The 26,205-nt window shown below is 54.8% G+C and carries 24 protein-coding genes; 12 read left to right on the top strand and 12 right to left on the bottom strand.

The features are described from left to right. Positions 1-16 precede the first annotated feature (16 nt). Positions 17-217, top strand: coding sequence for a YpfN family protein (locus OGY35_RS15965; protein WP_012906607.1), 201 nt, complete (start codon positions 17-19; stop codon positions 215-217). A 36-nt stretch (positions 218-253) separates the two neighbouring features. Here the strand turns inward: OGY35_RS15965 and ypfH are convergent, their stop codons facing one another. The 6 genes from ypfH to dapA form a co-directional block, all read right to left on the bottom strand. Next, the gene (gene ypfH, locus OGY35_RS15960) at positions 254-952 is read right to left on the bottom strand and encodes an esterase (protein WP_286632777.1); all 699 of its coding nucleotides are present in this window, start codon (positions 950-952) and stop codon (positions 254-256) included. A gap of 73 nt (positions 953-1,025) precedes the next feature. Continuing rightward, positions 1,026-3,035 (bottom strand): tRNA(Met) cytidine acetyltransferase TmcA, encoded by a 2,010-nt coding sequence (locus tag OGY35_RS15955; RefSeq protein ID WP_286632776.1) that lies wholly within the window; start codon positions 3,033-3,035, stop codon positions 1,026-1,028. 14 nt (positions 3,036-3,049) lie between these two features. Then, positions 3,050-3,916, bottom strand: coding sequence for a KPN_02809 family neutral zinc metallopeptidase (gene ypfJ, locus OGY35_RS15950; RefSeq protein WP_152403003.1), 867 nt, complete (start codon positions 3,914-3,916; stop codon positions 3,050-3,052). Between the two features lie 125 nt (positions 3,917-4,041). Next, positions 4,042-4,755 (bottom strand): phosphoribosylaminoimidazolesuccinocarboxamide synthase, encoded by a 714-nt coding sequence (gene purC / locus OGY35_RS15945; protein ID WP_152403001.1) that lies wholly within the window; start codon positions 4,753-4,755, stop codon positions 4,042-4,044. A gap of 112 nt (positions 4,756-4,867) precedes the next feature. Next, the gene (gene bamC / locus OGY35_RS15940) at positions 4,868-5,902 is read right to left on the bottom strand and encodes an outer membrane protein assembly factor BamC (protein WP_042317632.1); all 1,035 of its coding nucleotides are present in this window, start codon (positions 5,900-5,902) and stop codon (positions 4,868-4,870) included. Positions 5,903-5,918: 16 nt separating this feature from the next. Continuing rightward, complete coding sequence (gene dapA / locus OGY35_RS15935; protein ID WP_042317631.1) at positions 5,919-6,797, bottom strand: 4-hydroxy-tetrahydrodipicolinate synthase; 879 nt, start codon at positions 6,795-6,797, stop codon at positions 5,919-5,921. Positions 6,798-6,942: 145 nt separating this feature from the next. Here dapA and OGY35_RS15930 point away from each other — a divergent pair, with 145 nt between their 5' ends. Together OGY35_RS15930 and bcp are read left to right on the top strand one after the other, a co-directional pair. Continuing rightward, a complete protein-coding gene (locus OGY35_RS15930) occupies positions 6,943-7,515 on the top strand; it encodes a glycine cleavage system transcriptional repressor (protein WP_199800599.1) in 573 nt (190 codons plus the stop codon). Beyond that, complete coding sequence (gene bcp, locus OGY35_RS15925) at positions 7,515-7,985, top strand: thioredoxin-dependent thiol peroxidase (protein ID WP_046484951.1); 471 nt, start codon at positions 7,515-7,517, stop codon at positions 7,983-7,985. Before OGY35_RS15930 ends, bcp begins: the two co-directional genes overlap by 1 nt. 139 nt (positions 7,986-8,124) lie before the next feature. On the opposite strand, the gene OGY35_RS15920 is transcribed toward bcp, so the two are convergent. After that, a complete protein-coding gene (locus tag OGY35_RS15920) occupies positions 8,125-9,189 on the bottom strand; it encodes an AI-2E family transporter (RefSeq protein ID WP_152402997.1) in 1,065 nt (354 codons plus the stop codon). Between the two features lie 222 nt (positions 9,190-9,411). Here OGY35_RS15920 and bepA point away from each other — a divergent pair, with 222 nt between their 5' ends. Continuing rightward, the gene (gene bepA, locus OGY35_RS15915; protein ID WP_286632775.1) at positions 9,412-10,875 is read left to right on the top strand and encodes a beta-barrel assembly-enhancing protease; all 1,464 of its coding nucleotides are present in this window, start codon (positions 9,412-9,414) and stop codon (positions 10,873-10,875) included. Between the two features lie 12 nt (positions 10,876-10,887). Continuing rightward, a complete protein-coding gene (gene arsC, locus OGY35_RS15910) occupies positions 10,888-11,247 on the top strand; it encodes an arsenate reductase (glutaredoxin) (RefSeq protein WP_094465615.1) in 360 nt (119 codons plus the stop codon). On the opposite strand, the gene OGY35_RS15905 is transcribed toward arsC, so the two are convergent. Next, positions 11,244-12,089: an XRE family transcriptional regulator gene (locus OGY35_RS15905; RefSeq protein ID WP_286632774.1), complete on the bottom strand. Its 846-nt coding sequence runs from the start codon at positions 12,087-12,089 to the stop codon at positions 11,244-11,246. The two genes, arsC and OGY35_RS15905, sit on opposite strands and share 4 nt — an antisense overlap. 156 nt (positions 12,090-12,245) lie before the next feature. Between OGY35_RS15905 and celB the strand changes: the two genes are divergently transcribed. Genes celB through OGY35_RS15890 form a run of 3 tightly spaced genes read left to right on the top strand, consistent with a single transcriptional unit; the run spans position 12,246 to position 15,958 of the window. Further along, a complete protein-coding gene (gene celB / locus OGY35_RS15900; protein WP_286632772.1) occupies positions 12,246-13,565 on the top strand; it encodes a PTS cellobiose transporter subunit IIC in 1,320 nt (439 codons plus the stop codon). A 3-nt stretch (positions 13,566-13,568) separates the two neighbouring features. Next, the gene (locus OGY35_RS15895; protein WP_286632771.1) at positions 13,569-14,525 is read left to right on the top strand and encodes a glycosylasparaginase; all 957 of its coding nucleotides are present in this window, start codon (positions 13,569-13,571) and stop codon (positions 14,523-14,525) included. Beyond that, entirely contained in the window at positions 14,525-15,958 is a 1,434-nt protein-coding gene (locus OGY35_RS15890) for a leucyl aminopeptidase family protein (protein WP_286632770.1), read from the top strand. Before OGY35_RS15895 ends, OGY35_RS15890 begins: the two co-directional genes overlap by 1 nt. Before the next feature lie 89 nt (positions 15,959-16,047). Here OGY35_RS15890 and OGY35_RS15885 read toward each other — a convergent pair whose 3' ends face one another. The 4 genes from OGY35_RS15885 to OGY35_RS15870 all read right to left on the bottom strand — a co-directional run bounded on the left by OGY35_RS15885 (position 16,048) and on the right by OGY35_RS15870 (position 20,467). Beyond that, positions 16,048-16,749 carry a DnaA inactivator Hda gene (locus tag OGY35_RS15885; RefSeq protein ID WP_216631413.1) on the bottom strand — a complete coding sequence of 234 codons (702 nt, stop codon included), beginning with the start codon at positions 16,747-16,749 and terminating at the stop codon, positions 16,048-16,050. A gap of 94 nt (positions 16,750-16,843) precedes the next feature. Next, positions 16,844-18,133 (bottom strand): uracil permease, encoded by a 1,290-nt coding sequence (gene uraA / locus OGY35_RS15880; protein ID WP_046484976.1) that lies wholly within the window; start codon positions 18,131-18,133, stop codon positions 16,844-16,846. A 95-nt stretch (positions 18,134-18,228) separates the two neighbouring features. Beyond that, positions 18,229-18,855, bottom strand: coding sequence for a uracil phosphoribosyltransferase (gene upp / locus OGY35_RS15875; protein ID WP_103775515.1), 627 nt, complete (start codon positions 18,853-18,855; stop codon positions 18,229-18,231). A 181-nt stretch (positions 18,856-19,036) separates the two neighbouring features. Then, a complete protein-coding gene (locus OGY35_RS15870) occupies positions 19,037-20,467 on the bottom strand; it encodes a 6-phospho-beta-glucosidase (RefSeq protein ID WP_178828010.1) in 1,431 nt (476 codons plus the stop codon). A gap of 262 nt (positions 20,468-20,729) precedes the next feature. Between OGY35_RS15870 and purM the strand changes: the two genes are divergently transcribed. From purM to ppx, 4 genes are all read left to right on the top strand, one after another. Continuing rightward, on the top strand, positions 20,730-21,767 hold the full coding sequence (gene purM, locus OGY35_RS15865; RefSeq protein ID WP_286632767.1) for a phosphoribosylformylglycinamidine cyclo-ligase: 1,038 nt from the start codon (positions 20,730-20,732) through the stop codon (positions 21,765-21,767). After that, positions 21,767-22,405 (top strand): phosphoribosylglycinamide formyltransferase, encoded by a 639-nt coding sequence (purN, locus tag OGY35_RS15860; protein ID WP_286632766.1) that lies wholly within the window; start codon positions 21,767-21,769, stop codon positions 22,403-22,405. The genes purM and purN overlap by 1 nt, the downstream gene beginning before the upstream one ends. A gap of 187 nt (positions 22,406-22,592) precedes the next feature. Next, entirely contained in the window at positions 22,593-24,659 is a 2,067-nt protein-coding gene (ppk1, locus tag OGY35_RS15855; protein WP_178828007.1) for a polyphosphate kinase 1, read from the top strand. A 4-nt stretch (positions 24,660-24,663) separates the two neighbouring features. Continuing rightward, a complete protein-coding gene (ppx, locus tag OGY35_RS15850) occupies positions 24,664-26,205 on the top strand; it encodes an exopolyphosphatase (RefSeq protein WP_152402971.1) in 1,542 nt (513 codons plus the stop codon).

Raw genomic sequence — 26,205 nt, 5'->3', positions numbered from 1 at the left:
GCAAGAGGTAACGCGCATGGACTGGTTGGCAAAATATTGGTGGATTCTGGTGCTGGTGTTTTTGGTAGGTGTGCTGCTGAACGTGATCAAGGATCTCAAACGCGTCGACCACAAAAAATTCCTCGCCAATAAGCCGGAACTTCCTCCGCATCGTGACTTTAACGATAAGTGGGATGACGACGACGATTGGCCGAAGAAAGACCAACCGAAGAAATAACCAAAGGCCGGAAGGGATCCCTTCCGGCCTTGTCTTTTAGATCATCTCAATCACGTCATCATCATTTGGCGTACCGCCGCTGAGCGCTTCATCAAAATAGTGCTTCGGCACGGTATAGCGCAAATGATCGAGGGCAAACTGCATGCTACGGTCGTCTATCGCGTGACCGAGGTCTTCCACGATATCCAGCGTGACATCTCCGCCTACACTTAACAGCGCGTCCTGAGCGGCCACCGCATGCGAAAGTTCAATCACCCGATCTTCACCACCGTGGATCAGATGGAAAGTGGTGGCGGTCGGCGCGGTTTCCGGCAGGCTGGCATAGCGTCCGTTAAACGCAATCACCCGCGAGGCAAGGCCCGGCTCGGCTTTGATGCTCTCCAGCACCATAATCGCCCCCTGAGAGAAACCAATCAGCGCCGTGGCATTTGCCCCTACGCCACTCTGTTTTTGCCAGTAGCGCACCGTTTCGATAAATACCGGCATGATCGCGTCAATCCGCGCCTGGCGATTCTCTTCCGTCACCCCTTGCACTGAAAACCACTGACGCCCGGATGCCGGACCGCTCGGCTCAACGCCACCGATGCTGACCACCAGCGCGTCCGGGAAGAGAGGGGCAAACCACGAACCGATCTCACCCATTGCGACGGGGTTATCGCCCACGCCATGAAACAGCAGCAACAGCTGTTGAGCAGGTTGGGTCGGACTTTGAACAACAAAATGGTCATGTTTCATGGCGGTCTCCTTAACTGATGCCGTTAATTCTACGCTGCTCAATCGCAATGACCATGCCAGAAAATTGAAGGAGTTAGTGAAAAAATTGCCATTGCAGAATGCGATTACGGTCATGATCGGTCCGCTCGGGGTCCAGCGCGGTTAACGCCTGCGTCGCCTCTTCTCGCTGACGCTTCAGCAGTGCTTTACGCCCTGAAAGGCGCAACGTCAGACAGAGATCTGCATCGCTAAGCCGCGCTTGCAGGCTGCCCCGCAGCGCCGGTAACGGCAGCGTGCTGGTCGCCAGCAGGCGGCTCAAACCGCCAAGCGAGGTCAACAACGGACGATGTGCGAAGGCAAACCCCGCCAGCGTCAGCCAGTCATCTTCATTAAGCGTAGTCGTTTTCAACGGCTCAACCGGAATCGCCTCCCCATTCCACCGCGCAAGAATGTCGGCATCGCGACGTAAGCGGTGATGCTCATATTCAGCCAGACGTCTTCCCGCCGCGTTTAGCGGCAGGAGTGCCATTGCGGTATAGCAGCCGCTGCTGGCCTCCTTGTGATTCCCTACGCGCACCAGGATGAAACCGCAGCGCTGCCAGAAGCGCCACAGCTCAGGCGTATAGCCAAAGCTAACGGAAAGGTAGTCACAGTTTGCCGCATGAGCCTGCGCGATCAGCTGTTGTCCAATACCCTCGCGCTGACGTCCCGGATGGACGGCGATGCGGCTGATCCGACGACCAGTCAAGGTAGCTGCCAGCGGATCGCCGCCGTGCGCCGCCAGCGACTGCGCGACGAGATTCCCCCGAGGTCGCCGAAATCCCGCCCAGACGGCCTGGCTGAGTTCGGGAGCAAGGCCGCCTTCCTCAACCAGCCAAAGCGCCCCGACGATTTGCCCATCACAGGCGGCGTTGAAAAAATGCTGGCCCGGCGCATCCATCATTCGGCGTAGATCCAGCGGAGAGGTGCGGTAATGCGCCCCGGAAAGCAGTCGGTAGACCGCCAGAGGCATTTCCGGCCGCGTCTGCCAGGCGTCCTGTTCGAAAGGGGCAATCGTAATGCTGCCCTGCGGTGTGGCCGCAAAACGGTCATCATCAAAAACCAGCGCGTCGCTGACCCATTTCTCCAGCGGGCAGCCCTGCGCCCAGCGAACGGGTTGCCGGAGTTCATAACGCTGTAGTTTTGGAAAGCGGGCGCAGAACTTCAACAAAAAGCCGCGTCCGGTACCTTCGTAGCCCTGTACCGTTGTGGTCAACAGGGTGCGCGGGAAACGGGAAACAAGGCGCAGAAGGAGCGGCGCGGGGATCGCCGCGGCTTCGTCTACCACCAGCCAGTCGGCGCGCACCACCGTACTCAGCAGCGCATCCGGTGCCATAAAGCAGAAGTTGCCGCCGGCAAACTGAGCCAGCACGTCCGTTGCCGCTTTTGCCGGCGCGGTCACGATAGCGCTGCCCTTGATGCGCGAAATCAACTGCCCCGCCAGCGCCGATTTACCGCGCCCACGCGCGGCGGTGACCGTGGCGATCCCTTCGGGCATCTGTAACAACTGCGCCAGAATAGCCGCCTGTTCAGGCAGCGGCGAACCGGTTGCGGACTGCCAGTGGGGACGTTCAGGAAAATGGGGTACACAAAACGGCTGAGACTGCTGCCAGCACAGCGTCTGCTCATCCGCCGCAATGAGTCGACGGATGTGATCGATAAAATGGGGGGTCGCAATAGGTTGCGCGCAGTCGCTCCAGCGCAGCGAATCCGTATCAGGACAGTGATGCCAGCGCGCCAGTGGCGGCGCGAGTAGCACCAGCCAACTGCCCGCTCGCAGCGTTCCGCTTAACGCGGCAAAGGCCGCCGCATCAAACCCTGCCAGCGCATCGAAGATGGCATGGCGGAATTCGCGCCCCAGGAGCGTTTGCAGCGCCAGCGGCGTGCAGCAGGGTTCAGCGGACACATCAGGGGAAACCCATAGCCAGTCGCCGGGTAATGTGTCACGCAGGCGCTGCGCCTGTTCATGACACCAGGACGCCTCGCCGCTCAGCAACAGCAGACGACGAATCCCCTCCCGGGTCATTTGTGCGGTTAACGCATTCAGCGCGGTATAACCAGACATCCCTGCCTCAGAAGTTAAAAACCTTTGCCAAAGGTATTACATTGCGCCGGGTTGCCGCTATCAAAACCGCGCTTAAACCAGCTATAGCGCTGCTCTGACGTTCCATGGGTGAAACTGTCCGGAACGACGCGGCCCTGACTTTGCTGCTGGAGACGATCGTCACCAATCGCTTCGGCGGCATTCAGCGCCTCTTCCAGATCGCCAGACTCCAGAACGCCCTGCTGCTGCATACTGTTACCCCAGACGCCAGCAAAGCAGTCCGCCTGCAGTTCCATACGCACAGAGAGTTGGTTGACTTCCGCCTGCGAGGCGTTCTGCTGCATCTGACGTACTTTCGGTTCGATGCCCAGCAGTTTCTGGACGTGATGTCCCACTTCGTGAGCAATCACATAGCCCTGAGCGAAATCCCCCTCCGCGCCCAGTTTTTCTTTCATGTCATCGTAGAAGGAGAGATCGATATAGACCGTGCCATCCGCCGGGCAGTAAAACGGCCCCATAATGGATTGTCCGGTACCGCAACCGGTACGCGTCGCCCCACGGTACATCACGAGTTTTGGCGGTTGGTAGGTGCGGCCCATTTTTTCAAACTGTTGACCCCAGGAGTCTTCCGTTGTCGCCAGAATCACCGAGGTAAATTTTGCCGCTTCGTCTTCATTCGGGCTAATGGAACGCGAAGACTGCTGCGGTGAGACCGGTTGTCCCGTCATCAGTCCCGTTAAATCGACACCGTAATACCCGGCAACCAGCACGACGATGAGCAGAATAATCCCGCCTTTGCCGCTCGGCAGACGAAACCCTGGCCCGCCCAGAGAAGGACCGCCACCCGAGTTGCTGCGCCTGTCTTCCACATTGTCACTTTCACGACGCCCTTGCCAGCGCATACTCACCTCAACAATATATTCGTTATGATGATGATCGTAGGCGGTTCAGCGCAAGATTACCACAGGAAAGCGCGATTGAAGTGCGCAGAGCAGGCCGGAGAATGTTCCCCGGCCCGAAAGGCGAGTTAGTCGAGATTCACACCCAGACGACGTGCAACGGTTTCATAGGCTTCAATCAGGCCACCCAGGCTCTGGCGGAAACGGTCTTTGTCCATTTTTTCGAGGGTCTCTTTATCCCACAGACGGCTGCCATCCGGAGAGAATTCATCACCGAGAACCACTTCGCCTTTGTACAGACCGAACTCCAGTTTGAAGTCGACGAGGATCAGCCCCGCATCATCGAACAGTTTTTTCAGCACGTCATTCGCTTTATAGGTCAGCTCTTTCATTCGTGCCAGATTCTCTTTGCTCACCCAACCAAAGGTTTCGCAGTAGGAATCGTTGACCATCGGGTCATGCATTGCATCGTTTTTCAGGAACAGGTCGAATAACGGCGGATTCAGTTCGATGCCCTCTTCAATACCCAGACGTTTAACCAGAGAGCCTGCCGCACGGTTACGCACCACGCACTCGACCGGCACCATATCCAGCTTTTTCACCAGACATTCGGTATCGGAAAGCAGTCGCTCCATCTGCGTCGGGATACCCGCTTCGGCCAGTTTGGTCATGATGAAATAATTAAACTTATTATTTACCATGCCTTTACGATCAAACTGCTCAATGCGTGCGCCATCCCCTGCTGACGTATCATTGCGGAATTCGAGCACCAACAGGTCCGGGTTTTCCGTGCTGTATACGGTCTTCGCTTTACCACGATACAACTCAGCTTGCTTTTGCATCTTCATTACTCCTGGGTGTGATCATTTGTATTCAAAACGGGGAATATTATGCCACGCACACGTTTGCGTAGCACGGAAATAAAAAGGGCCGGATTTCTCCAGCCCTGTTTTTTTACTTGCTAAACGCTGCCTGGAAGATAGCAACCAGCGCGTCGTTCTGGCTCTGCGTCAGGGTATGCCCCTTCGGATCGATAAACTGCAAGCTGCTGCGGTTATCTAAATCACCGACCTGCAGTTTGTAGTCACCGGAAGAGAGCCCAGGATCGCGAGCGCCCAGTTCCTGCCAGCCGCTGTCGGACAGCGGTTTGTAGGTTACTGCCAGGCTCCCCTGCGAACGCGTGCTGTCGGTCACTTTCATACCGACTTTCTCCAGTACTGCCGGGAGGCGCTGCCAAACGGCGTTGAACGGACCACGCACCACCAGCATCGGTAAACCGGTGTCATCGGCGGCGCTCTGCACGTCCATCGTAGCGGTAGAACGGTTCTGCGCGGCATTCGCGGCATCTGTCGCGGTCTTATCGAGCCCCGCAGAAATCACGTTCATCATCTCAGTGCTGTAACGCTGCAGTGAAGCGGCGTCCGCAACAGGTTTACCAGCCTGCTCAAGGTTCACCAGTTTCACCATCACCGCCTGCTGATAGCCCTGCGGTTTAACCGAGATTTGATAACGACCACGATACTGCTCGTCTTCGTCCAGACGGTTCCAGTCAATCCAACCTGTCGTCAGCGTCTGGCTGGCATCATCACGTTTTTCAATCGTGTAGTTTTTAGACTGAATCACGCTGACCACCTGCGGCCACAGCGTATTTCCACGCCCATTTTCCACCAGCAGCGTTGCAGTATCGCCCGCAAACTGGGTCCGGGCCCCGGAGACCAGCGCCAGCGGCTGTGCCGGCGGACGGATATCCAGCGCTTTTCCTACCGCACCACTGCCGTTGGTGACCGGAATGTTGTAGTCGCTCGTGGTCACCGGCAAAATCATACCGGCAGGCGCATGAAGTTCAGCAAGCGGTGCGGCTTCCAGATAGGATTCATCACCACTCACCTGGCGCTTGTAGCGCGAGTCAGAACTACAGGCCGCGAGCAGCAAAACAAGCGAAACACCCGCAACCCTGGCCAGGCGCGACTTTTGTACTGAGTAAGCCATCAAATCTCCCTAAACTTTACAGCAAACCGGCATGCTTGAGCGCCGCTTTGACAATTTCACGACCATTGTCCGTAATCGGTGTCATCGGCAAGCGCAGCGTATCGGTCGCCACAAGGCCCAACGCCTTACATGCCCATTTCACTGGGATAGGGTTGGGTTCGACAAACAGTTTGTTATGTAACGGCATCAGACGCTGGTTAATGGCACGCGCCTCGGCAAAGTGCCCTTCCGCTGCCAGTTTGCACATTTCCGCCATGTCACGCGCCGCAACGTTAGACGTCACGGAGATCACGCCATGACCGCCTAACTGCATAAAATCCATCGCGGTCGCGTCATCGCCGCTGAGCAGCAGAAAATCATCTGAAACCAGCTCTTTGATCTGGTGAACCCGACTTAAGTTCCCTGTCGCCTCTTTAATTGCGACAATATTTTTTAATTCCGCCAGACGGCCAACGGTTTCCGGCAGCATATCGCAACCGGTACGGGATGGCACATTATACAGAATTTGTGGCAGGTCAGTATGTTCAGCGATGGCTTTGAAATGCTGGAACAGACCTTCCTGAGTCGGACGGTTATAGTAAGGCGTCACCGTCAGACAGCCGACAATCCCGCTGTCATTGAAACGCTGCGTCAGACTAATGGCTTCTGCGGTCGCGTTTGCGCCCGTTCCGGCAATCACCGGGATACGTCCATCAGCCAGCTCCAGCGTCATCATCACCACGTCGCCATGTTCGTCATGACTCAGCGTGGCAGACTCACCGGTGGTGCCAACAGAAACGATCGCCGAGGTGCCGCTGGCGACATGATAATCAATCAGTTTTTTCAGGCTTGACCGGCAGACATTACCTTTTTCATCCATCGGTGTAACAAGCGCGACAATACTTCCCGTGAACATGGGCCATCCTCTGTGCAAACAAGTGTCTCAATGTTACGTTTGGTACGACAATAAAAGCAAGCGACGAGAGCCCTTCTGATTGTTGTATGCAGGTTTTTTTTATGCTTTCCTTATGATTACCCCACCTCTCAAAGGAAGAACAGGTTTGACACCTTCATCGCAACATTACCTGGTTATTACTGCGCTGGGTGCCGATCGCCCGGGAATTGTGAACACGATCACCCGCCATGTCAGCAGTTGCGGCTGTAATATCGAAGACAGTCGCCTGGCCATGTTGGGCGATGAGTTTACGTTTATCATGCTGCTGTCGGGTACCTGGAATGCCATCACCCTGATCGAATCGACCCTGCCGTTGAAAGGTGCAGAGCTGGATTTACTGATTGTGATGAAACGTACGACGGCACATCCCCGCCCGCCAATGCCGGCAACGGTATGGGTACAGGTCGATGTGCCGGATTCGCCACATTTAATTGAACGATTTACGGCCCTGTTCGATAACCATCGTATGAACATCGCGGAACTGGTTTCGCGCACGCAACCTGCTGAAAATGATAAGGTGGCGCAGTTATACATCCAGATTACCGCCCACAGTCCGGCGTCAGATGATGCTGCAAATATTGAGCAGGCCTTCAAAGCACTATGTACAGAACTCAATGCACAAGGCAGTATTAACGTTGTTAATTATTCACAACATGATGAACAGGATGGAGTTAAGTAATGAATCCACTGAAAGCCGGTGACATCGCACCGAAATTTAGCTTGCCGGATCAAGACGGGGAACAAGTAAATTTGACCGACTTCCAGGGACAGCGTGTGCTGGTCTATTTCTATCCGAAAGCCATGACGCCAGGCTGTACCGTTCAGGCCTGTGGCCTGCGAGATAACATGGATGAGCTGAAAAAAGCGGGTGTGGACGTGCTGGGTATCAGCACGGATAAACCTGAAAAGCTTTCCCGTTTTGCCGAAAAAGAGCTGCTTAATTTTACCCTGCTGTCCGACGAGGATCATCAGGTCTGCGAGCAGTTTGGCGTCTGGGGCGAGAAATCCTTTATGGGGAAAACCTATGACGGGATCCATCGCATCAGTTTCCTGATTGACGCGAACGGCAAGGTTGAACACGTTTTCGATGATTTCAAAACCAGCAATCACCACGATGTGGTGCTGAACTGGCTGAAAGAAAACGCCTGATTTTCGCGCTGCCGGATGACGGCTAACGTTCTGTCCGGCCTACAGTTTGTAGGCCGGGTAATTTGCTGCCTGTTCAAACGTCCTTTTTACGCACGCCTTTTTATCTCGCACCACCCGTTTATCTTTCGCCCGGAGCGCATTACGACTCGTCAACAACCTGCGCATCCGGCCAGGCATGGACAACGGCCTTGATGAGAGTCGCCAACGGAATAGCGAAGAAAACCCCCCAAAATCCCCACAGTCCGCCAAAGATCACTACCGACAGGATAATCACCAGCGGATGCAGATTCACCGCTTCAGAAAACAGCACCGGCACCAGCAGGTTGCCGTCCAGCGCCTGGATAATCAAATAGACGGCGAAACAACTCCAGAATTCGGTCCCCAGACCAAACTGGAACAGCGCCACGCCAACCACTGGGATGGTCACCACAAAAGCGCCGATATAGGGGATGAGCACAGAAAACCCGACCAACACAGCCAGCAGCAGCGAGTAGTTCAGGCCAAACAGCAGGAAACCAAGCCAAGTGGCCACGCCCACCACCATCATCTCCAGCACTTTACCGCGAATATAGTTGGTAATTTGCTGGTTCATCTCCTTCCAGACCTGTCCTGCCAGGCCGCGATTGCGCGGCAGCACGCGACGCACGGCGTTCAGCATCTGATCTTTGTCTTTGACGAGGAAGAACACCATTAGCGGCACCAGCACCAGATAAACTGCCAGGGTCAGCAAGCCGACCAGAGAGGCCAGCGAATACTTCACCACCGAATCGCCCATCGTCAGCATGCGAGTGCGCATGTTTTCCGCCATGGCATCGATGATGCCCGCATCCATTAAGGCCGGATAACGACGCGGCAGGGTGGCGGCAAAATCCGATAGTTTATTCAACATGCCGGGCATGTCGCGAATCAGTAAGATCCCCTGTTGCCATGCCACTGGCATCACCACAAAGGCCATGAGCAATAGAATGCCGACAAATACAATCAGCACAAGAGAGGTCGCCCAGCGGCGCGAGCAGCCGATGGCTTCGAGACGCACCGTTGGCCATTCCAGCAGATAAGCCAGCACAATGGCGACCAGCAGCGGCGCCAGTAATCCGCTAAAAAAGAAAAGAATGCCAAACCCGGCGACCAGAATAACCAGCAAGGCAATCGCCTCGGGGTCGCTAAAGCGACGGCGATACCATTGCATCAACATTTCGAGCATAAAACCTTCCCTGAACCTCAATAGCGGGATTGCGATCCCGAATTGTATCGAAATGTCACAAAAAAGACTTCGCTTTTTATTGCTGATTCTGGAAACTGAAAAGTCATTTGTGCAGGGTATTCATCGACAAATTTCGCCGTTACACTGCCTGTGTCGGCTAAACGGAACGATACAGCCCGGCATCGGTCAAATGACTATCTCAAAGAAAACAGGACAGAGGTTATGTTCAGGCAGTTCAAGAAAAACCTGGTGGCGACCCTCATTGCCGCGCTGACCCTGGGTCAGGTGGCTCCCGCGTTCGCAGACTCCGCGGACAACCTGCCGGACATGGGAACCTCGGCGGCCAGCACGCTCTCCATCGGGCAGGAAATGCAGATGGGAGATTATTATGTACGCCAGTTGCGCGGCAGCGCGCCGCTGATTAACGATCCGTTACTGGTTCAGTACATTAATAGCTTAGGTATGCGTCTGGTTTCACACGCCGATTCGGTTAAGACGCCCTTCCATTTCTTTTTGATCAATAACGATGAAATCAACGCCTTTGCTTTTTTTGGCGGTAACGTCGTGCTGCACTCCGCGCTGTTTCGCTATTCCGACAACGAAAGTCAGCTCGCCTCCGTCATGGCGCACGAAATCTCACACGTCACCCAGCGCCACCTGGCGCGCGCCATGGAAGATCAGAAACGCAACGCACCGCTGACCTGGGTTGGCGCACTAGGCTCCATTCTGTTAGCGATGGCTAACCCACAGGCCGGGATGGCCGCACTCACCGGTACGCTGGCGGGAAGTCGTCAGGGGATGATCAGTTTTACCCAGCAGAACGAACAGGAAGCCGACCGTATCGGCATTCAGGTCTTACAACGTTCCGGGTTCGATCCGCAGGCAATGCCAACCTTCCTGGAAAAACTGCTCGACCAGGCGCGTTACTCCTCTCGTCCGCCTGAAATTTTGCTGACCCACCCCCTGCCAGAAAGCCGTCTCTCGGATACCCGCAACCGCGCAAACCAGATGCGTCCGGTGGTCGTGCAATCCTCTGAAGATTTCTACCTGGCGAAAGCGCGAACGCTGGGAATGTATAATTCCGGGCGCAACCAACTGACCAGCGACATTCTGGACGAGTGGGCAAAAGGGAATGTCCGACAACAGCGCGCGGCGCAGTATGGTCGTGCGTTACAGGCGATGGAAGCCAGTAAATACGACGACGCTCGCAAAGCGCTGCAACCGCTGCTGTCTGCAGAACCGAATAACGCCTGGTATCTGGATCTGGCAACCGATATCGACCTCGGACAGAAGAAAACCAACGACGCCATTGCCCGACTGAAAAAGGCGCGTGATTTGCGCGTCAACCCGGTCCTGCAACTCAACCTTGCAAACGCCCTGCTGCAGGGCGGTCAGCCACAAGAAGCGGCGACCATCCTCAACCGCTATACGTTTACTAACAAAGACGACGCCAACGGCTGGGATCTGCTGGCGCAGGCGGAAGCGGCGCTGTTTAACCGCGATCAGGAACTGGCCGCCCGTGCGGAAGGGTATGCGCTGGCGGGCCGTCTCGATCAGGCCATTTCGTTACTGAGCAGTGCCAGTTCGCAGGTGAAACTGGGTAGCCAACAGCAGGCACGTTACGATGCGCGCATCGACCAGTTACGCCAGTTGCAGGAACGCTTTAAGCCGTACACGAAAATGTAATAAGGACTTACCATGTCAAAGGCCGTAAAAATCTACCATAACCCGCGTTGCTCAAAGAGCCGCGAAACGCTGAATCTGCTGCAATCGCACGGGGTGGAACCGGAAGTGGTGCTTTACCTGGAAACGCCCGCAGATGCCGCAACGCTGCGTCAGCTGTTGAAGATGCTGGGTATGTCCAGCGCCCGGGAACTGATGCGCCGGAAAGAAGATCTCTACGCATCACTCAACCTGGCAGACAGCAGCCTGAGCGAAGAGGAACTGATTCAGGCAATGGTGGAAAACCCGAAACTGATGGAGCGCCCCATTGTCGTTGCAAACGGCCAGGCGCGCATCGGCCGTCCGCCGGAGCAGGTGCTGGACATTATCGGCTAATCACTACGCCGTAGCGCTTCAAGAAAAGCCTGCGGCGTCATCTCCCCCAGCTTTTTTTGCGCCTTGCCAGTATTGTAACTTTCGCTAATCTCTATCAGCAGCCGGCTGGCCGATACATCCTTTACCCGTGGAACGATCGCCGCCAGCGGAAGATTGACCTGGACAGCATTCTGCACGTTCCGGTTTATTTTGTGCGTTATCCCCCGCGCTATCAGCCTTTGTTCCAGCCCAACGCAATTCGCGTCAGTAATGAAAGTCTCAATAGATTGTATATCAACAGGACAGGCCGCCAGTAGCGTATCCAGCCATTTCATGACCAGATGCGACGAAATCCCCGCATACAAACGCGCATAACACCAGCCGCTCACCGGTTCGCGAGCCCAGAGCAGATGATGCTCCCCGCCATCCTCCATATGCAATGACAGCGGGAGATGGCGTACCTCAAGCAAATGAGGGAATTGCCCGGCCTTCAGTGCTTTTTTCCCCTGCAAACACGCCCCCTGACGCTGCACCATCGCAGGTTTAAGATAACGATTTAGCGTTGCGCGGGAGACGCGAATTCCCAGTCCCTCATTGACCAGCAACAGAAGTTCATCTAACGGCGCGCCGGTGGCATCCCGCAGTCCGTTAACCAGCGCAATTTGTTCCTGTCTCATCGCTTTATGTATCACTTTCGGGGTGGTTTGCCGATCGACCGTCTGCTCTCGTTGACGCCAGCGCCTGACCGTGGTGACCGAAATCCCCAGCTCAGCGGCCAGCGCCCTGTCGCTTTTATCCGACTGCTGCAGATAACGTCGGATGCGCGGTGTGGTGGTGGCATTGGCATGCAGTTTTATTTCCATCGCCAAATCCTTTTTCGCAAAGATAACTAATCATATGAGATTTATATTCATACAGCGAACACATTGTGACCAGACTCACCTTTCGACCAGCATCCTTCACTGATAATCCATTGGCATAACACAACTACCCTCAGCCGATCTTGTACGGAGTTCACAATGAACAATGTTCTGGGATTTCTTGAAGCAAAACTGATGCCGCTTGCGGCCAAAACGGCGCAGCAGCGTCACCTGGGTGCGATCCGCGGTGCCTATGTTTCCTTTATGCCGTTTATTATCGTCGGCTCCATTCTGTTGGTTATCTCCTCTTTTCCGAACCAGACCTATCAGCAATTTATGTCTGGCGCGTTTGGCGAAAGCTGGAGCAGCATTATTGAGATCCCGTTCAACGCGGTGTTCTCAACAATGTCACTGTTTATCAGTTTCCTGGTTGCCTACCGTCTGGCGGAACATTACGGTGAAGACCGTATCTCCTGCGGCATTCTGGCGCTGGTCAGCTTTTTGATCCTCACCCCGTTTGTCAAAGTTGCGGATAACGGCGGTATCACCGTGATACCTGTGGAGTGGATCGGCACTAAAGGGCTGTTCGTTGCGATGATTGGCTCGTTGCTGTGGACGGAATTGTTCTGCTGGCTGAAACGCAAAAAGCTGGTCATCAAGATGCCCGAAGGGGTTCCGCCTGCCGTGCAGGAATCGTTCGCCGCGCTGATCCCGGCCCTGTTAGTGATGATCCTGGTGCTGGTCATTCGCATCCTGTTTGAAAATACTCACTACCAGACCATTCACCGGTTTATCTACGACGTGGTTGCAACGCCGGTTCGCCACTATGGCACCTCTTATTTTGGCGCGTTGATGACCGTATTCAGCATCACCATTTTATGGTCGGTGGGCATCAACTCCGGGTCGATGATCAATGGCATTATTCGTCCATTGTGGATGGAGAACCAAACGGATAACATCGCCGCAATTCAGGCGGGCGTTACGCCGCCGCATATTATCACCGAGCAGTTTTTTGACATGATCTGGATGGGCGGGGCTGGCGCAACCTTATCGCTGGTCATCGCGATGCTGATTTTTGCTCGCAGTAAAAATATGCGGGAAGTAGCCCGACTGGGGGCCGGCGCATCGATTTTCAATATTAATGAACCCATTCTGTTCGGTCTGCCAGTTATCATGAACCCTATCATGCTTATCCCGTTCAACCTGGTGCCTCTGGTGTTAGTCACCATCCAGTACGTCGCAATGAAAATCGGGGCTGTCGCCGTCACTACCGGGGTATTCATCCCGTGGACACTGCCGCCGGTTATCAGTGGTTTTATCGTCACAGGCCATCTCAGCGGCAGCGTCATGCAAATCATTAATTTACTGATTGGCGCAATGCTCTATCTGCCCTTCATGCGCATTGTCGATAAACAATACCGCGCGGCGGAAATCGCCACACTGACACAAAACGAGAGCACACCCGTTAAACAGGAGTAAAACATGTGGGGAATTATCGCCACCTGGCGAATGGCGCTTGAAGGCGTTACGGAGGCCGCTTCTGCGCTGTCTGCAGGACAACCGACTGCCCGCGCGGTGGTGGATGCCGTTGCCGCTGTTGAGGACTTCCCATTGTACAAGTCCGTTGGCTACGGCGGGCTGCCAACAGAAAATGGTGAGGTGGAACTGGATGCCGCATTTATGGATGGCGACACGCTGGCGTTCGGCGCCGTGGGAAATCTCGTGGACATCGCGAATCCGGTACGCGTAGCGCACGCCCTGAGCCGCCAGCGCTATAACAGCCTGCTTGTTGGCCTGGGTGCTCGCGAATGGGCGCTAAGCCAGGGGTTTGCTGAAAAAACCATGCTTACCGATCGCGCCATCCAGCACTATCGCAAACGCTGTCGCGAAACGCTGGATAAGGGGCTGAGTCCTTATGACGGCCACGATACCGTCGGAATCATCGGGCTGGACGCACACGGTTCGATGAGCGTGGCGACCTCCACCAGCGGTCTGTTTATGAAAAAACGCGGTCGTCTGGGGGACTCACCGATTATTGGCTCCGGTTTCTACTGTGATAGTCAAATCGGTGCCGCAACCGCCACGGGCGTCGGCGAAGACCTGATGAAGGGCTGCACCAGTTACGAGATCGTTCGCCGTATGGCGCAAGGCATGACGCCGCAGCAGGCAGCGGACTCGGTGGTTTTTGAACTTGAGGACAACCTGATGTCCCGCTTTGGTCGGGTGGGCGATTTGTCTGTCGTTTGTATGAACAACCGGGGAGAGTTTGGCGCGGCGACCAATATCAAAACCTTCACGTTTACCGTTGCCACAGCCAGCCAACCACTCACCGTTTATCTCGCTGAACGTCGACACGAAAAGACCCACTACCAGCCTGTCAATGAGGCCTGGATGCAGGCCTATGCGGCACGGATCCGTGCGCCAATAGAGGAAGAATAATGATTACCTATCAGTTGATTCATTCCCTTTCAGAGGCGCAACCCAACGCGCACCTGATTGCTCCGTCCACAAGCCAACCGTTACCGGACAGCACGCTGATAAACGAAATGCGTGCAACGGGTAACATAGCGGACGCCTGTTTCGGCTGCGCCCCCTTCAAACGTATTACCCTTATTCCGCCAGCGCTGTGGCAGGACAACCTGACTGACGGTTTACTGAAGGCCCTGCGTCCACTGCTCGCCACGCCGGCCAGTGCCCGCGTGATTATTGATATCCGCGACATTCACGAAGCCGTGCTGCTTCAGGTTCTGCGTTTTCTGTTCAATCAGGTTTATCGCCTGAATGATCTACAGCTGAAAACAGCAGACAACGCGACGGTGCGACTCTCCCACATCGACGCGCTTTGTTTACCCGGGCAGCAGGAAGCATTAGAGATAATTTTTCGTCAACAGCAGGCCATTGCCAACGGAATGGTCGCCGCCCGCCGTCTTGCCGACACCCCATCCGACTGCTGTACGCCACAGTTTGTCGCCGACCAGGCGCAAGCGCTTTGCGCCGCCTTCCCCACTCTGCATTGCGAAGTGCTGAATGAGCAGCAGATTGTTGAGCAGGGCCTCGGATTGTTACATGCGGTTGGCAAAGGCGCGGCATGCCCCCCGCGTCTGGTTGCCATTCATTACGATGGCGCAGCCGACGGCCCCGTCCGCTGCTATGTCGGAAAAGGCATCACCTTCGATACAGGAGGGCTTTGGCTGAAAGAAGGCGCAGGCATGTATACCATGAAATACGATATGTGCGGCGCGGCAAATGTGTTGGGTCTGCTGCTTAGCGCAGCAGAGTTAAATTTGCCGGTGCGCATGATGGGCGTACTGGCGCTGGCTGAAAATGCCATCGGGCCGAATGCAATGCAACCGGGCAATGTGGCGCGCGCCTGCAACGGTATGACGGTGGAGATTAATAATACCGATGCCGAAGGGCGACTGGTGCTCGCTGACGCCATCGCCTGGACCAGCCAACGCCATCCGCAGGCGCGTTATATCATCGATATGGCGACCTTAACCGGCGCGGTAGTGAAAGCACTGGGATACGAACTGAGCGGGCTGATGACACAGGATGAGTCGCTACGGGATAATCTCACCCGGGCAGGGAAAAAATGTGGCGATGAAGTCTGGTCGCTGCCACTGGACGCGCGCTTGCAGAAACAAACCGAAAGCGCGATTGCCGATCTCTGTAATACGCCCACGAACAATGCCGCGATCAGCGCGTCAGCGGCCTGGCTGTTGCATCATTTTTGTCCGGCAACTATTCCGTGGGCGCATCTCGACGTCAGCGGTACGGCATTGTGGCGCGAAGGAGGGAAAAGCGTGGCGTCGGGCAGGCCCATTCCACTGCTGATGCAGCATTTGTTCAACGAGCTGGCAGTTGAGAAGTAAACCCCGGCGTTACGGCGTTTGTTCGGCAGCGGATGCCTGATGGCGCTACGCTTATCAGGCCTACTGTGATACGTAACCTTGTATTCCGGCTACAGCTTCAGGATCTCTTTCACGAACGGGATGGTTAATTTGCGCTGCGCGGTGATGGACGCATGATCAAGCTGATCGAGCGTTATAAACAGCGTGCGCATTTCCCTGTCGAGTCGCTTGAGCAAGAAGCGTCCCACGTCTTCCGGGAGTTCAAATCCACGCAGCCGCGCGCGCAACTGCAGCGCCTGCAGTTTGTCTTCATCCGACAGAGGTTGCAGCTTGTAGATTTGTCCCCAGTCCAGACGCGAGGCCAGATCGGGCAGACCGAGGTTTAACTGACGCGGCGGACGATCGCCGGTGATCAGCAACCGCGTTTTTCCAGATTCCAGAATGCGATTGTAGAGATCAAAAATGGCCATCTCCCACAGTTCGTCCCCGGCAACGCATTCGATATTGTCGATGCAGACTAATGACAGATGTTCCATCCCGTCGAGCACTTCCGGGACAAACCAGGTGCGTTTGTCCAGCGGCACATAGCCCACCGCATCACCACGCTGAGACAGTTCAGCGCACGCGGCGTGCAGTAAATGACTACGGCCCGCGCCTTCACGCGACCAGAGATAGATGTATCCGCTATGATCCTGGCGCAGCACGTTTTGCAGTGCAGCCAGTAAAGAGGCGTTATCCCCCGGCCAGAAACTTGAGAAAGTTTCGTCGTCAGGAAGATAAAGTGGCAAAGAGAGCTGTGCCGGTGTGTTCAGAGAGACCTCAATCCAGATTTCATTCAATCGCGATGAGTTTATCACAGAATTCTGTCGTGTTAGAACCGGGCAGCATCACTGCCCGGATCCCATGTTACTGCTGCGGCGTATCCGCATCTTCCGCGTCCAGCACCACTTCTTCCGGGCGCAGGACAGAGATCAGCTTGAAGATCAGGCTCAGCGCGATCCCAACGATTGTCGCCAGCGCCATCCCTTTCAGCTCCGCCGCACCAATGTGTACCTTCGCCCCGCTGACGCCGATGATCAGGATAACAGAGGTCAGGATCAGGTTCTGCGCTTTGTTGTAATCCACTTTCGATTCAATCAGCACGCGGATACCGGACGCGCCGATCACTCCGTACAACAGCAATGACACCCCGCCCATAACCGGCAGTGGGATTATCTGGATAGCCGCCGCCAGTTTGCCGACGCAGGAGAGCAGAATGGCAAAAATCGCCGCACCGCCGATCACCCAGGTGCTGTAAACACGCGTGATCGCCATTACGCCAATGTTCTCACCGTAAGTGGTGTTCGGCGTGGAGCCAAAGAAGCCGGAAATCACCGTCGACAGACCGTTAGCAAACATCGAGCGATGCAGGCCCGGATCGCGAACCAGATCCTTTTTGACGATATTCGCTGTCACTACCAGGTGACCAACGTGTTCGGCAATCACCACCAGCGCCGCAGGCAGAATGGTCAGAATAGCGAACCACTCAAAGCGAGGAGTGTAGAAGGTCGGCAGTGCAAACCAGTGCGCCTCGGCAATCGGTGTGGTATCGACCACGCCCATCGCAAATGACAACGCATAACCTGCCAGTACCCCAATCAGGATAGGGATGATCGCGAGGAAACCGCGGAACAGCACCGAGCCGAACACGGTAACCGCCAACGTCACCATCGAGATAATGATGGTCTTTGAGTCCGCAGTTTGTCCTTCCGCAGGCAGCAGCCCGGCCATTCCGGCGGCAACGCCTGCCAGTTCCAGACCGATGACGGCAACGATTGCGCCCATTGCCGCAGGAGGAAACATAACGTCCAGCCAGCCGGTACCGGCTTTCTTCACAATGAAAGACACCAGGCAGAACAGCACACCACACATGATGAAGCCGCCCAGCGCCACTTCATATCCCAACGGCAGCAACAGCAAAACCGGTGAGATAAAGGCGAAGCTTGAGCCTAAATAGGCCGGGATTTTTCCTTTACAGATAAAGAGATACAGCAATGTCCCGATCCCGTTGAATAACAAAACGGTGGCCGGGTTAATATGAAACAGAACTGGCACCAGCACGGTTGCGCCAAACATGGCGAACAGGTGTTGCAAACTAAGCGGGATTGTCTGTAAAAGCGGCGGTCTTTCACTCACCCCGATAGCACGGCGCGTCATAGTGTTTTCCTCTGAGTGTGTTTGTTATGAGTCGTTGAGTTGTTTTATTCAAAAAAAAGCCGACTCTTAAAGTCGGCTATTTATTAGTTATTCACTTACTTGGTACCAAAAATCTTATCGCCAGCATCACCAAGCCCCGGAATAATGTATCCGTGCTCGTTTAAGCCCTGGTCGATCGATGCGGTGTACAGTTCCACATCCGGATGCGCTTTTTCCAGCGCGGCGATGCCTTCCGGTGCCGCCACCAGCACCAGCACTTTAATGCTGCTGCAGCCCGCTTTTTTCAGCAGATCGATGGTTGCGATAACGGAACCCCCGGTCGCCAGCATCGGGTCGACGATCAGCGCCATGCGCTCGTCAATGTTAGAAACCAGCTTCTGGAAATACGGGACCGGCTCCAGCGTCTCTTCGTTACGGTACATGCCGACCACGCTGATACGCGCGCTTGGCACGTTTTCCAGCACGCCGTCCATCATCCCCAGGCCTGCACGCAGGATAGGCACGACGGTAATTTTTTTGCCTTTGATTTGATCCACTTCGACCGGACCATTCCAGCCTTCAATGGTCACTTTTTCAGTTTCCAGGCCCGCAGTCGCTTCGTAGGTCAGCAGACTGCCTACTTCCGAGGCGAGTTCACGAAAGCGTTTGGTGCTGATATCGTTCTCACGCATCAGACCCAGCTTGTGTTTGACGAGTGGGTGTTTGACTTCCACGATCTTCATACTCTTCTCCTTTCCTCAGACGAGTGGCAACCACAAAAAAATCGCCGGATTATACCGCTTTTCCTCTCTGGCGCAACATAACGTATGCATGACCTGGATCAAGCAAAGTGGTATACGTTTGGGTGATGAGTATAAAACACGCCCCGTATTCTGTGCGGGGCTGGGTGTCAAGTGGCTGAAATCAGAGGGATTCACCGTTGCTTTTTATCACCTGCTGATACCAGGCGAAAGATTTTTTAGGCCGCCGTGCCAGCGTCCCGCTACCGTCATTATTTTTATCGACGTAGATAAACCCGTAGCGTTTTTTCATTTCACCCGTTCCCGCAGAGACCAGATCGATACATCCCCATGGGGTATAACCCATCAGGTCCACGCCATCCTCTTCGACCGCTTTTTTCATCTCGCGAATGTGCGCGGCCATGTACTCAATACGATAACTGTCGTCCACGGTGCCGTCCGGTTGCTGAACATCAATCGCGCCAAACCCGTTCTCAACGATAAACAACGGTAGCTGGTAGTGATCCCAGAACCAGTTCAGCGAATAGCGCAGCCCCACCGGATCAATCTGCCAGCCCCAGTCCGATTTCTGTACGTAGGGGTTGGAAACGAGGCTTTTACTCTCGTCATAATCGAGCTGTGGATTATCGTCCGTCGCTTTGGTAGCAAACGACATGTAGTAGCTGAAGCCGATGTAATCCACACAGCCTTCAGACAGGGCAACGCGGTCTTCCTCAGTAATATCAAGGTCAAACTCGCGGCGCGCAAAATAGTTGAGGATATGCTGCGGATATTTCCCCCGCACATGCACGTCAGTAAACCAGTAGCGACGGTGCATGGCATTCATCGCCATCATCATGTCATTCGGCGCACAGGTCAGTGGGTAGATTGGGCACATGGCAATCATGCAGCCTATCTGTAACGACGGGTTAATGTCTCGTGCGGCCTTCACCGCCAGCGCACTGGCCACTAGCTCGTAATGCGCGGCCTGGTACATCACGGGTTCACGATCTTCGCCAGGCTGATACTTCAGACCAGAGTTCGTAAACGGCGCAAAATCCTCATGGAAATTGGCCTGGTTGTTGATCTCATTGAAGGTCATCCAGTACTTCACTTTATGCTGATAGCGGGTAAAGACCACTTTTGCGAAGCGGACAAAAAAGTCGATCAGCTTCCGGTTGCGCCAGCCGCCATACTCCGTCACCAGATGGTAGGGCATTTCGAAATGCGACAGGGTAATCACCGGTTCAATGCCGTACTTCAGGCATTCATCAAACAAGTCATCATAAAATTGCAGTCCGGCCTCGTTTGGCTGCGTTTCATCCCCGCGCGGGAAAATACGCGTCCAGGCAATGGAGGTGCGAAAACATTTAAAGCCCATTTCCGCGAACAGCCTGATGTCCTCTTTGTAGCGGTGATAGAAATCGATCGCCTCGTGGTTAGGATAGTTTTTCCCAGGCAGCACGCCATCGGTGATTTCACGCGCCACGCCGTGAGCCCCCGCCGTCATGACGTCGGCAACGCTGACGCCTTTTCCCCCTTCCTGCCAACCGCCCTCAAGTTGATGAGCCGCAACCGCCCCACCCCACATGAAATTCGCATTAAATCCAGACATAGTTTCCCTCGTTGATTCGCAATGGCAAAACAGAAACCGGTTTCAGTAAGATACTGAGCAATCCCTTCAATGCTTTCAAGGAGGAAACTGAACCCGGTTTCATTTTCGTGGGTCAGGTCATAAAAACGAGCCATCGCGGAGAAAATGCAGCAAAAATCGACAGATAAAAACGGATGTAACGCAGGCTCGCAAACGTTTGCTTTCCCTGTTAGAATTGCGCCGAATTTTACTTTTACCGTAAGAAAACGTGGGGAACCAGGCAGTGACCGATAAAACCTCTCTTAGCTACAAAGATGCCGGTGTTGATATTGACGCGGGTAATGCTCTGGTGGATCGAATCAAAGGCGTAGTGAAGAAAACTCGCCGCCCGGAAGTAATGGGTGGTCTGGGTGGCTTCGGTGCGCTGTGCGCATTGCCGCAAAAATATCGTGAACCGGTACTGGTTTCCGGCACTGATGGCGTAGGGACAAAACTGCGTCTGGCAATGGATCTGAAACGTCACGATACCATCGGCATCGATCTCGTGGCGATGTGCGTCAACGACCTGGTGGTTCAGGGTGCTGAACCGCTGTTTTTCCTCGACTACTATGCCACTGGTAAACTGGATGTGGATACCGCAGCCAGCGTGATTCAGGGTATCGCAGAAGGTTGTCTGCAGTCCGGCTGCGCGCTGGTTGGCGGAGAAACGGCGGAAATGCCCGGGATGTATCACGGTGAAGATTATGATGTCGCCGGTTTCTGCGTCGGCGTAGTAGAAAAATCAGAAATCATCGACGGTTCCAAAGTGACCGATGGCGATGTGCTGATTGCGCTGGGTTCCAGCGGCCCGCACTCCAACGGTTACTCACTGGTACGTAAAATTGTGGAAGTCAGCGGTTGCGATCCAGAAACAACGGATCTGGAAGGCAAACCGTTGGCCGATCACCTGCTGGCGCCGACCCGTATCTACGTGAAATCGATACTGGAACTGATCGAGAAGGTTGATGTGCACGCTATCGCGCACCTGACCGGCGGCGGCTTCTGGGAAAACATTCCGCGCGTCCTGCCGGACAACACACAGGCGGTGATCGATGAGTCCTCCTGGCAGTGGCCAGCGGTCTTTAACTGGCTGCAGCAGGCCGGTAACGTCAGCCAGCATGAAATGTATCGTACCTTTAACTGCGGCGTCGGCATGGTCATTGCCCTGCCAGCGGCGGAAGTGGATAACGCCCTTACCCTGCTGAAGGCCAAAGGTGAAGACGCGTGGAAAATCGGCGTCATCAAAGCGTCTGACTCCGCGCAGCGCGTGGTTATTGAATAATGAATATTGTGGTGCTTATTTCCGGTAACGGAAGCAATTTGCAGGCGATTATTGATGCCTGCAAAGCGAAGAAAATCAACGGCACCCTGCGGGCAGTATTCAGCAACAAGGCCGACGCGTTCGGCCTTGAGCGAGCCAGAAAAGCGGCAATCCCTGCCCATACGCTGACGGCTGACCAGTTTTCCAGCCGTGAAGCGTTTGACCGCGAACTGATCCTTGAGATCGACGCTTATGCGCCTGACGTGGTGGTGCTGGCCGGTTTCATGCGCATTCTGAGCCCGGCGTTCGTCGCACACTACAACGGACGGTTGCTGAATATTCACCCTTCCCTGCTGCCCAAATACCCCGGTTTACACACCCACCGTCAGGCACTGGAAAATGGCGATGAGGAACACGGCACGTCGGTCCACTTTGTGACTGACGAACTCGACGGCGGACCGGTCATTTTGCAGTCCAAAGTCCCGGTCTTTGAAGGCGATGACGAGGATGAAATCACCGCTCGCGTTCAGGTACAGGAACACGCCATTTATCCGCTGGTGGTCAGTTGGTTTGTGGACGGGCGACTGAAAATGCATGATAACGCCGCCTGGCTGGACGGTGTTCGCCTGCCGCCACAGGGCTACGCTGCCGACGAATAAAACCGAGCCGGATAGTGGACGTCATCCTTTATCCGGCCTGCTGTTCTCTTCAACCCCCCAGTCCCCCTTCCTCTTTGCGATCGGACGGTTTATTGTCATACTTTTCTGGCACAGTTGGACATCTGAGCGCAATGCTCGCCATAATAATCAGGCAGTGTCCCGTGAATAAAACGGAGTATAAGTATTAATGGGTCAGGAAAAGCTATACATCGAGAAAGAGCTGAGCTGGTTAGCGTTCAACGAACGTGTGCTTCAGGAAGCTGCGGATAAATCAAACCCGCTGATCGAACGGATGCGTTTCTTAGGCATCTATTCCAATAACCTGGATGAATTCTACAAAGTTCGCTTCGCAGAACTCAAACGCCGCATCATTATCAGTGAAGAACAGGGTTCAAATTCGCATTCTCGCCACCTGTTAGGCAAAATCCAGTCCCGCGTGCTGAAAGCCGACCAGGAATTCGATGGCTTGTATAACGAACTGCTGCTGGAGATGGCGCGTAATCAGATCTTCCTGATTAACGAGCGTCAGCTGTCGGTCAATCAACAAAGCTGGTTGCGCCACTACTTCAAACAGTATCTGCGCCAGCACATCACCCCGATTTTAATTAACCGCGAAACGGATCTGGTGCAGTTCCTGAAGGATGACTACACCTATCTGGCAGTCGAAATTATTCGCGGCGACACAATTCGCTATGCGCTGCTGGAAATTCCGTCTGACAAGGTTCCTCGCTTTGTGAATCTGCCGCCGGAAGCCCCGCGTCGTCGCAAGCCGATGATCTTGCTGGACAACATTCTGCGCTACTGCCTGGACGATATCTTTAAGGGCTTCTTTGATTATGACGCGCTGAACGCCTATTCCATGAAGATGACCCGTGATGCCGAGTACGATCTGGTCCACGAGATGGAATCCAGCCTGATGGAGCTCATGTCCTCCAGTCTGAAACAGCGTCTGACCGCCGAGCCCGTGCGTTTTGTCTATCAGCGCGACATGCCTAATGCGCTGGTTGAAGTGCTGCGCGAGAAGCTGACGATTTCACGCTACGACTCTATCGTTCCCGGCGGGCGCTATCACAACTTTAAAGATTTCATTAATTTTCCCAATGTGGGCAAAGCGAATCTGGTGAATAAGCCGCTCCCGCGTTTGCGTCACATCTGGTTCGATAAAGAAAAATTCCGTAACGGATTTGACGCCATTCGCGAGCGCGATGTGTTGCTCTACTATCCGTATCATACCTTTGAGCACGTACTGGAACTGTTGCGACAGGCGTCGTTTGACCCCAGCGTGCTGGCGATCAAAATCAATATCTACCGCGTCGCGAAAGACTCACGCATTATCGACGCCATGATCCACGCCGCCCATAACGGTAAAAAAGTCACTGTGGTGGTGGAACTGCAGGCACGTTTTGACGAAGAGGCTAACATCCACTGGGCGAAGCGTCTGACGGAAGCGGGCGTTCACGTGATCTTCTCTGCGCCAGGCTTAAAAATTCACGCCAAGCTGTTCCTGATTTCGCGTAAAGAAGGCGAAGAGGTCGTGCGTTACGCCCATATCGGCACCGGTAACTTCAACGAAAAAACCGCCCGCCTGTATACCGACTATTCGCTGCTGACCGCCGATGCGCGGATCACTAACGAAGTCCGCCGGGTGTTCAATTTCATCGAGAACCCGTATCGCCCGGTGACGTTCGATTATCTGCTGGTCTCGCCGCAGAACTCGCGCCGCCTGCTGTATGAAATGATCGATCGTGAAATCGCCAACGCCCAGCAGGGACTGCCCTCCGGCATTACCTTGAAGCTGAATAACCTGGTGGATAAAGGGCTGGTCGATCGACTGTATGCCGCATCCAGCTCCGGCGTGGCGGTGAATCTGTTGATTCGCGGCATGTGCTCACTCATTCCGAATCTGGAAGGTATCAGCGATAATATCCGCGTCATCAGTATTGTGGACCGTTATCTTGAGCATGACCGGGTGTACATCTTCGAGAACGGCGGCGATAAGCAGGTCTACCTCTCCTCCGCAGACTGGATGACGCGTAATATCGACTACCGCATTGAGGTAGCGACGCCGCTGCTCGACCCACGTCTGAAGCAGCGGGTGCTGGATATTGTTGACATCCTGTTCAGCGATACGGTAAAAGCCCGCTACATCGATAAAGAACTGAGTAATCGCTACGTGCCGCGTGGAAACCGCCGCAAAGTGCAGTCGCAGTTGGCTATTTACGACTATATCAAATCACTCGAACAATCTGACTAACGCTATGCCAATACATGATAAGACCCCACGACCGCAGGAGTTTGCGGCGGTCGACCTCGGTTCAAACAGTTTTCACATGGTGATTGCCCGTGTGGTGGATGGCGCCATGCAGATTATTGGCCGCCTGAAGCAGCGCGTACATCTGGCGGATGGCCTCGGCGAAGACAACATGCTGAGCGAAGAGGCGATGGAGCGTGGCTTAAGCTGCCTGTCGCTGTTCGCTGAACGCCTTCAGGGGTTCGCCCCCTCCAGCGTGTGTATCGTCGGGACGCATACGCTTCGTCAGGCGCAAAACGCCACCGATTTTCTCAAACGCGCGGAAAAGGTGATCCCTTATCCGATCGAAATCATTTCCGGCAATGAAGAGGCGCGCCTGATCTTTATGGGCGTTGAACATACGCAACCGGAGAAAGGCCGCAAGCTGGTTATCGACATTGGCGGCGGCTCGACGGAACTGGTCATTGGCGAAAACTTTGAACCGAAGCTGGTTGAAAGCCGTCGTATGGGCTGCGTCAGCTTTGCGCAGATCTATTTCCCCGGCGGGGTTATTAGCCAGGAAAACTTCCAGCGCGCCAGAATGGCGGCGGCGCAGAAGCTTGAAACCTTGACCTGGCAATTCCGCATTCAGGGCTGGAACGTGGCATTAGGGGCCTCCGGCACCATCAAAGCCGCGCATGAAGTGCTCCTGGCAATGGGCGAGAAAGACGGCTTCATTACGCCTGAGCGTCTGGACAGGCTGGTTGCCGAACTGCTGCAACACCGTAGTTTCGAAGCGCTAAGCCTGCCGGGTTTATCTGAGGAGCGAAAAGCGGTCTTTGTTCCGGGTCTGGCAATTTTGTGCGGTGTCTTTGATGCGCTGGCGATCCGCGAGTTACGTCTTTCCGATGGTGCATTACGCGAAGGCGTGTTGTACGAAATGGAAGGTCGCTTCCGTCATCAGGATGTTCGCAGCCGCACCGCCAGCAGCCTGGCGAATCAGTACAACATCGACAGCGAGCAGGCTCGACGCGTGCTGGAAACTACCATGCAAATGTATGAGCAATGGCAGGAACAGCAGCCGAAGCTGGCGCATCCGCAGCTCGAGGCGCTGCTGAAATGGGCGGCAATGCTGCATGAGGTTGGGCTGAACATCAATCACAGCGGCCTGCATCGCCACTCGGCGTATATTCTGCAAAACAGCGATCTGCCCGGCTTTAATCAGGAGCAGCAAACCATGATGGCGACGCTGGTTCGCTACCATCGTAAAGCGGTTAAGCTGGACGATCTCCCGCGCTTTACGCTGTTTAAGAAGAAGCAGTTCCTGCCGCTCATTCAACTGCTACGTCTTGGCGTGCTGCTGAACAACCAGCGTCAGGCCACAACCACGCCTCCCACGCTGACGCTCATCACCGACGACAACCACTGGACCCTGCGTTTCCCTCATGACTGGTTCAGCCAGAACGCGCTGGTTCTGCTCGATCTGGAAAAAGAACAGCAGTACTGGGAAGCCGTGACCGGCTGGCGTTTGAAAATCGAAGAAGAACGCTCACCGGAAATCGCTGCGTGA

Origin of the sequence: Citrobacter sp. Ct235 (assembly GCF_030332305.1) — a bacterium.
GTDB lineage: Bacteria > Pseudomonadota > Gammaproteobacteria > Enterobacterales > Enterobacteriaceae > Citrobacter_A > Citrobacter_A telavivensis.
This window is presented reverse-complemented; position numbering and strand designations above follow the sequence as displayed.

Bases quoted from the DNA above. Each gene is read 5' to 3' on its own strand.
- bamC (WP_042317632.1), bottom strand. From the start codon at position 5,902: ATGGCTTACTCAGTACAAAAGTCGCGCCTGGCCAGGGTTGCGGGTGTT.
- ypfJ (WP_152403003.1), bottom strand. From the start codon at position 3,916: ATGCGCTGGCAAGGGCGTCGTGAAAGTGACAATGTGGAAGACAGGCGC.
- purN (WP_286632766.1), top strand. From the start codon at position 21,767: ATGAATATTGTGGTGCTTATTTCCGGTAACGGAAGCAATTTGCAGGCG.
- bcp (WP_046484951.1), top strand. From the start codon at position 7,515: ATGAATCCACTGAAAGCCGGTGACATCGCACCGAAATTTAGCTTGCCG.
- OGY35_RS15905 (WP_286632774.1), bottom strand. From the start codon at position 12,089: ATGGAAATAAAACTGCATGCCAATGCCACCACCACACCGCGCATCCGA.
- ppx (WP_152402971.1), top strand. From the start codon at position 24,664: ATGCCAATACATGATAAGACCCCACGACCGCAGGAGTTTGCGGCGGTC.
- arsC (WP_094465615.1), top strand. From the start codon at position 10,888: ATGTCAAAGGCCGTAAAAATCTACCATAACCCGCGTTGCTCAAAGAGC.
- celB (WP_286632772.1), top strand. From the start codon at position 12,246: ATGAACAATGTTCTGGGATTTCTTGAAGCAAAACTGATGCCGCTTGCG.
- OGY35_RS15870 (WP_178828010.1), bottom strand. From the start codon at position 20,467: ATGTCTGGATTTAATGCGAATTTCATGTGGGGTGGGGCGGTTGCGGCT.
- OGY35_RS15890 (WP_286632770.1), top strand. From the start codon at position 14,525: ATGATTACCTATCAGTTGATTCATTCCCTTTCAGAGGCGCAACCCAAC.
- purC (WP_152403001.1), bottom strand. From the start codon at position 4,755: ATGCAAAAGCAAGCTGAGTTGTATCGTGGTAAAGCGAAGACCGTATAC.
- upp (WP_103775515.1), bottom strand. From the start codon at position 18,855: ATGAAGATCGTGGAAGTCAAACACCCACTCGTCAAACACAAGCTGGGT.
- OGY35_RS15955 (WP_286632776.1), bottom strand. From the start codon at position 3,035: ATGTCTGGTTATACCGCGCTGAATGCGTTAACCGCACAAATGACCCGG.
- bepA (WP_286632775.1), top strand. From the start codon at position 9,412: ATGTTCAGGCAGTTCAAGAAAAACCTGGTGGCGACCCTCATTGCCGCG.
- OGY35_RS15895 (WP_286632771.1), top strand. From the start codon at position 13,569: ATGTGGGGAATTATCGCCACCTGGCGAATGGCGCTTGAAGGCGTTACG.
- OGY35_RS15965 (WP_012906607.1), top strand. From the start codon at position 17: ATGGACTGGTTGGCAAAATATTGGTGGATTCTGGTGCTGGTGTTTTTG.
- OGY35_RS15920 (WP_152402997.1), bottom strand. From the start codon at position 9,189: ATGCTCGAAATGTTGATGCAATGGTATCGCCGTCGCTTTAGCGACCCC.
- dapA (WP_042317631.1), bottom strand. From the start codon at position 6,797: ATGTTCACGGGAAGTATTGTCGCGCTTGTTACACCGATGGATGAAAAA.
- uraA (WP_046484976.1), bottom strand. From the start codon at position 18,133: ATGACGCGCCGTGCTATCGGGGTGAGTGAAAGACCGCCGCTTTTACAG.
- ypfH (WP_286632777.1), bottom strand. From the start codon at position 952: ATGAAACATGACCATTTTGTTGTTCAAAGTCCGACCCAACCTGCTCAA.
- ppk1 (WP_178828007.1), top strand. From the start codon at position 22,593: ATGGGTCAGGAAAAGCTATACATCGAGAAAGAGCTGAGCTGGTTAGCG.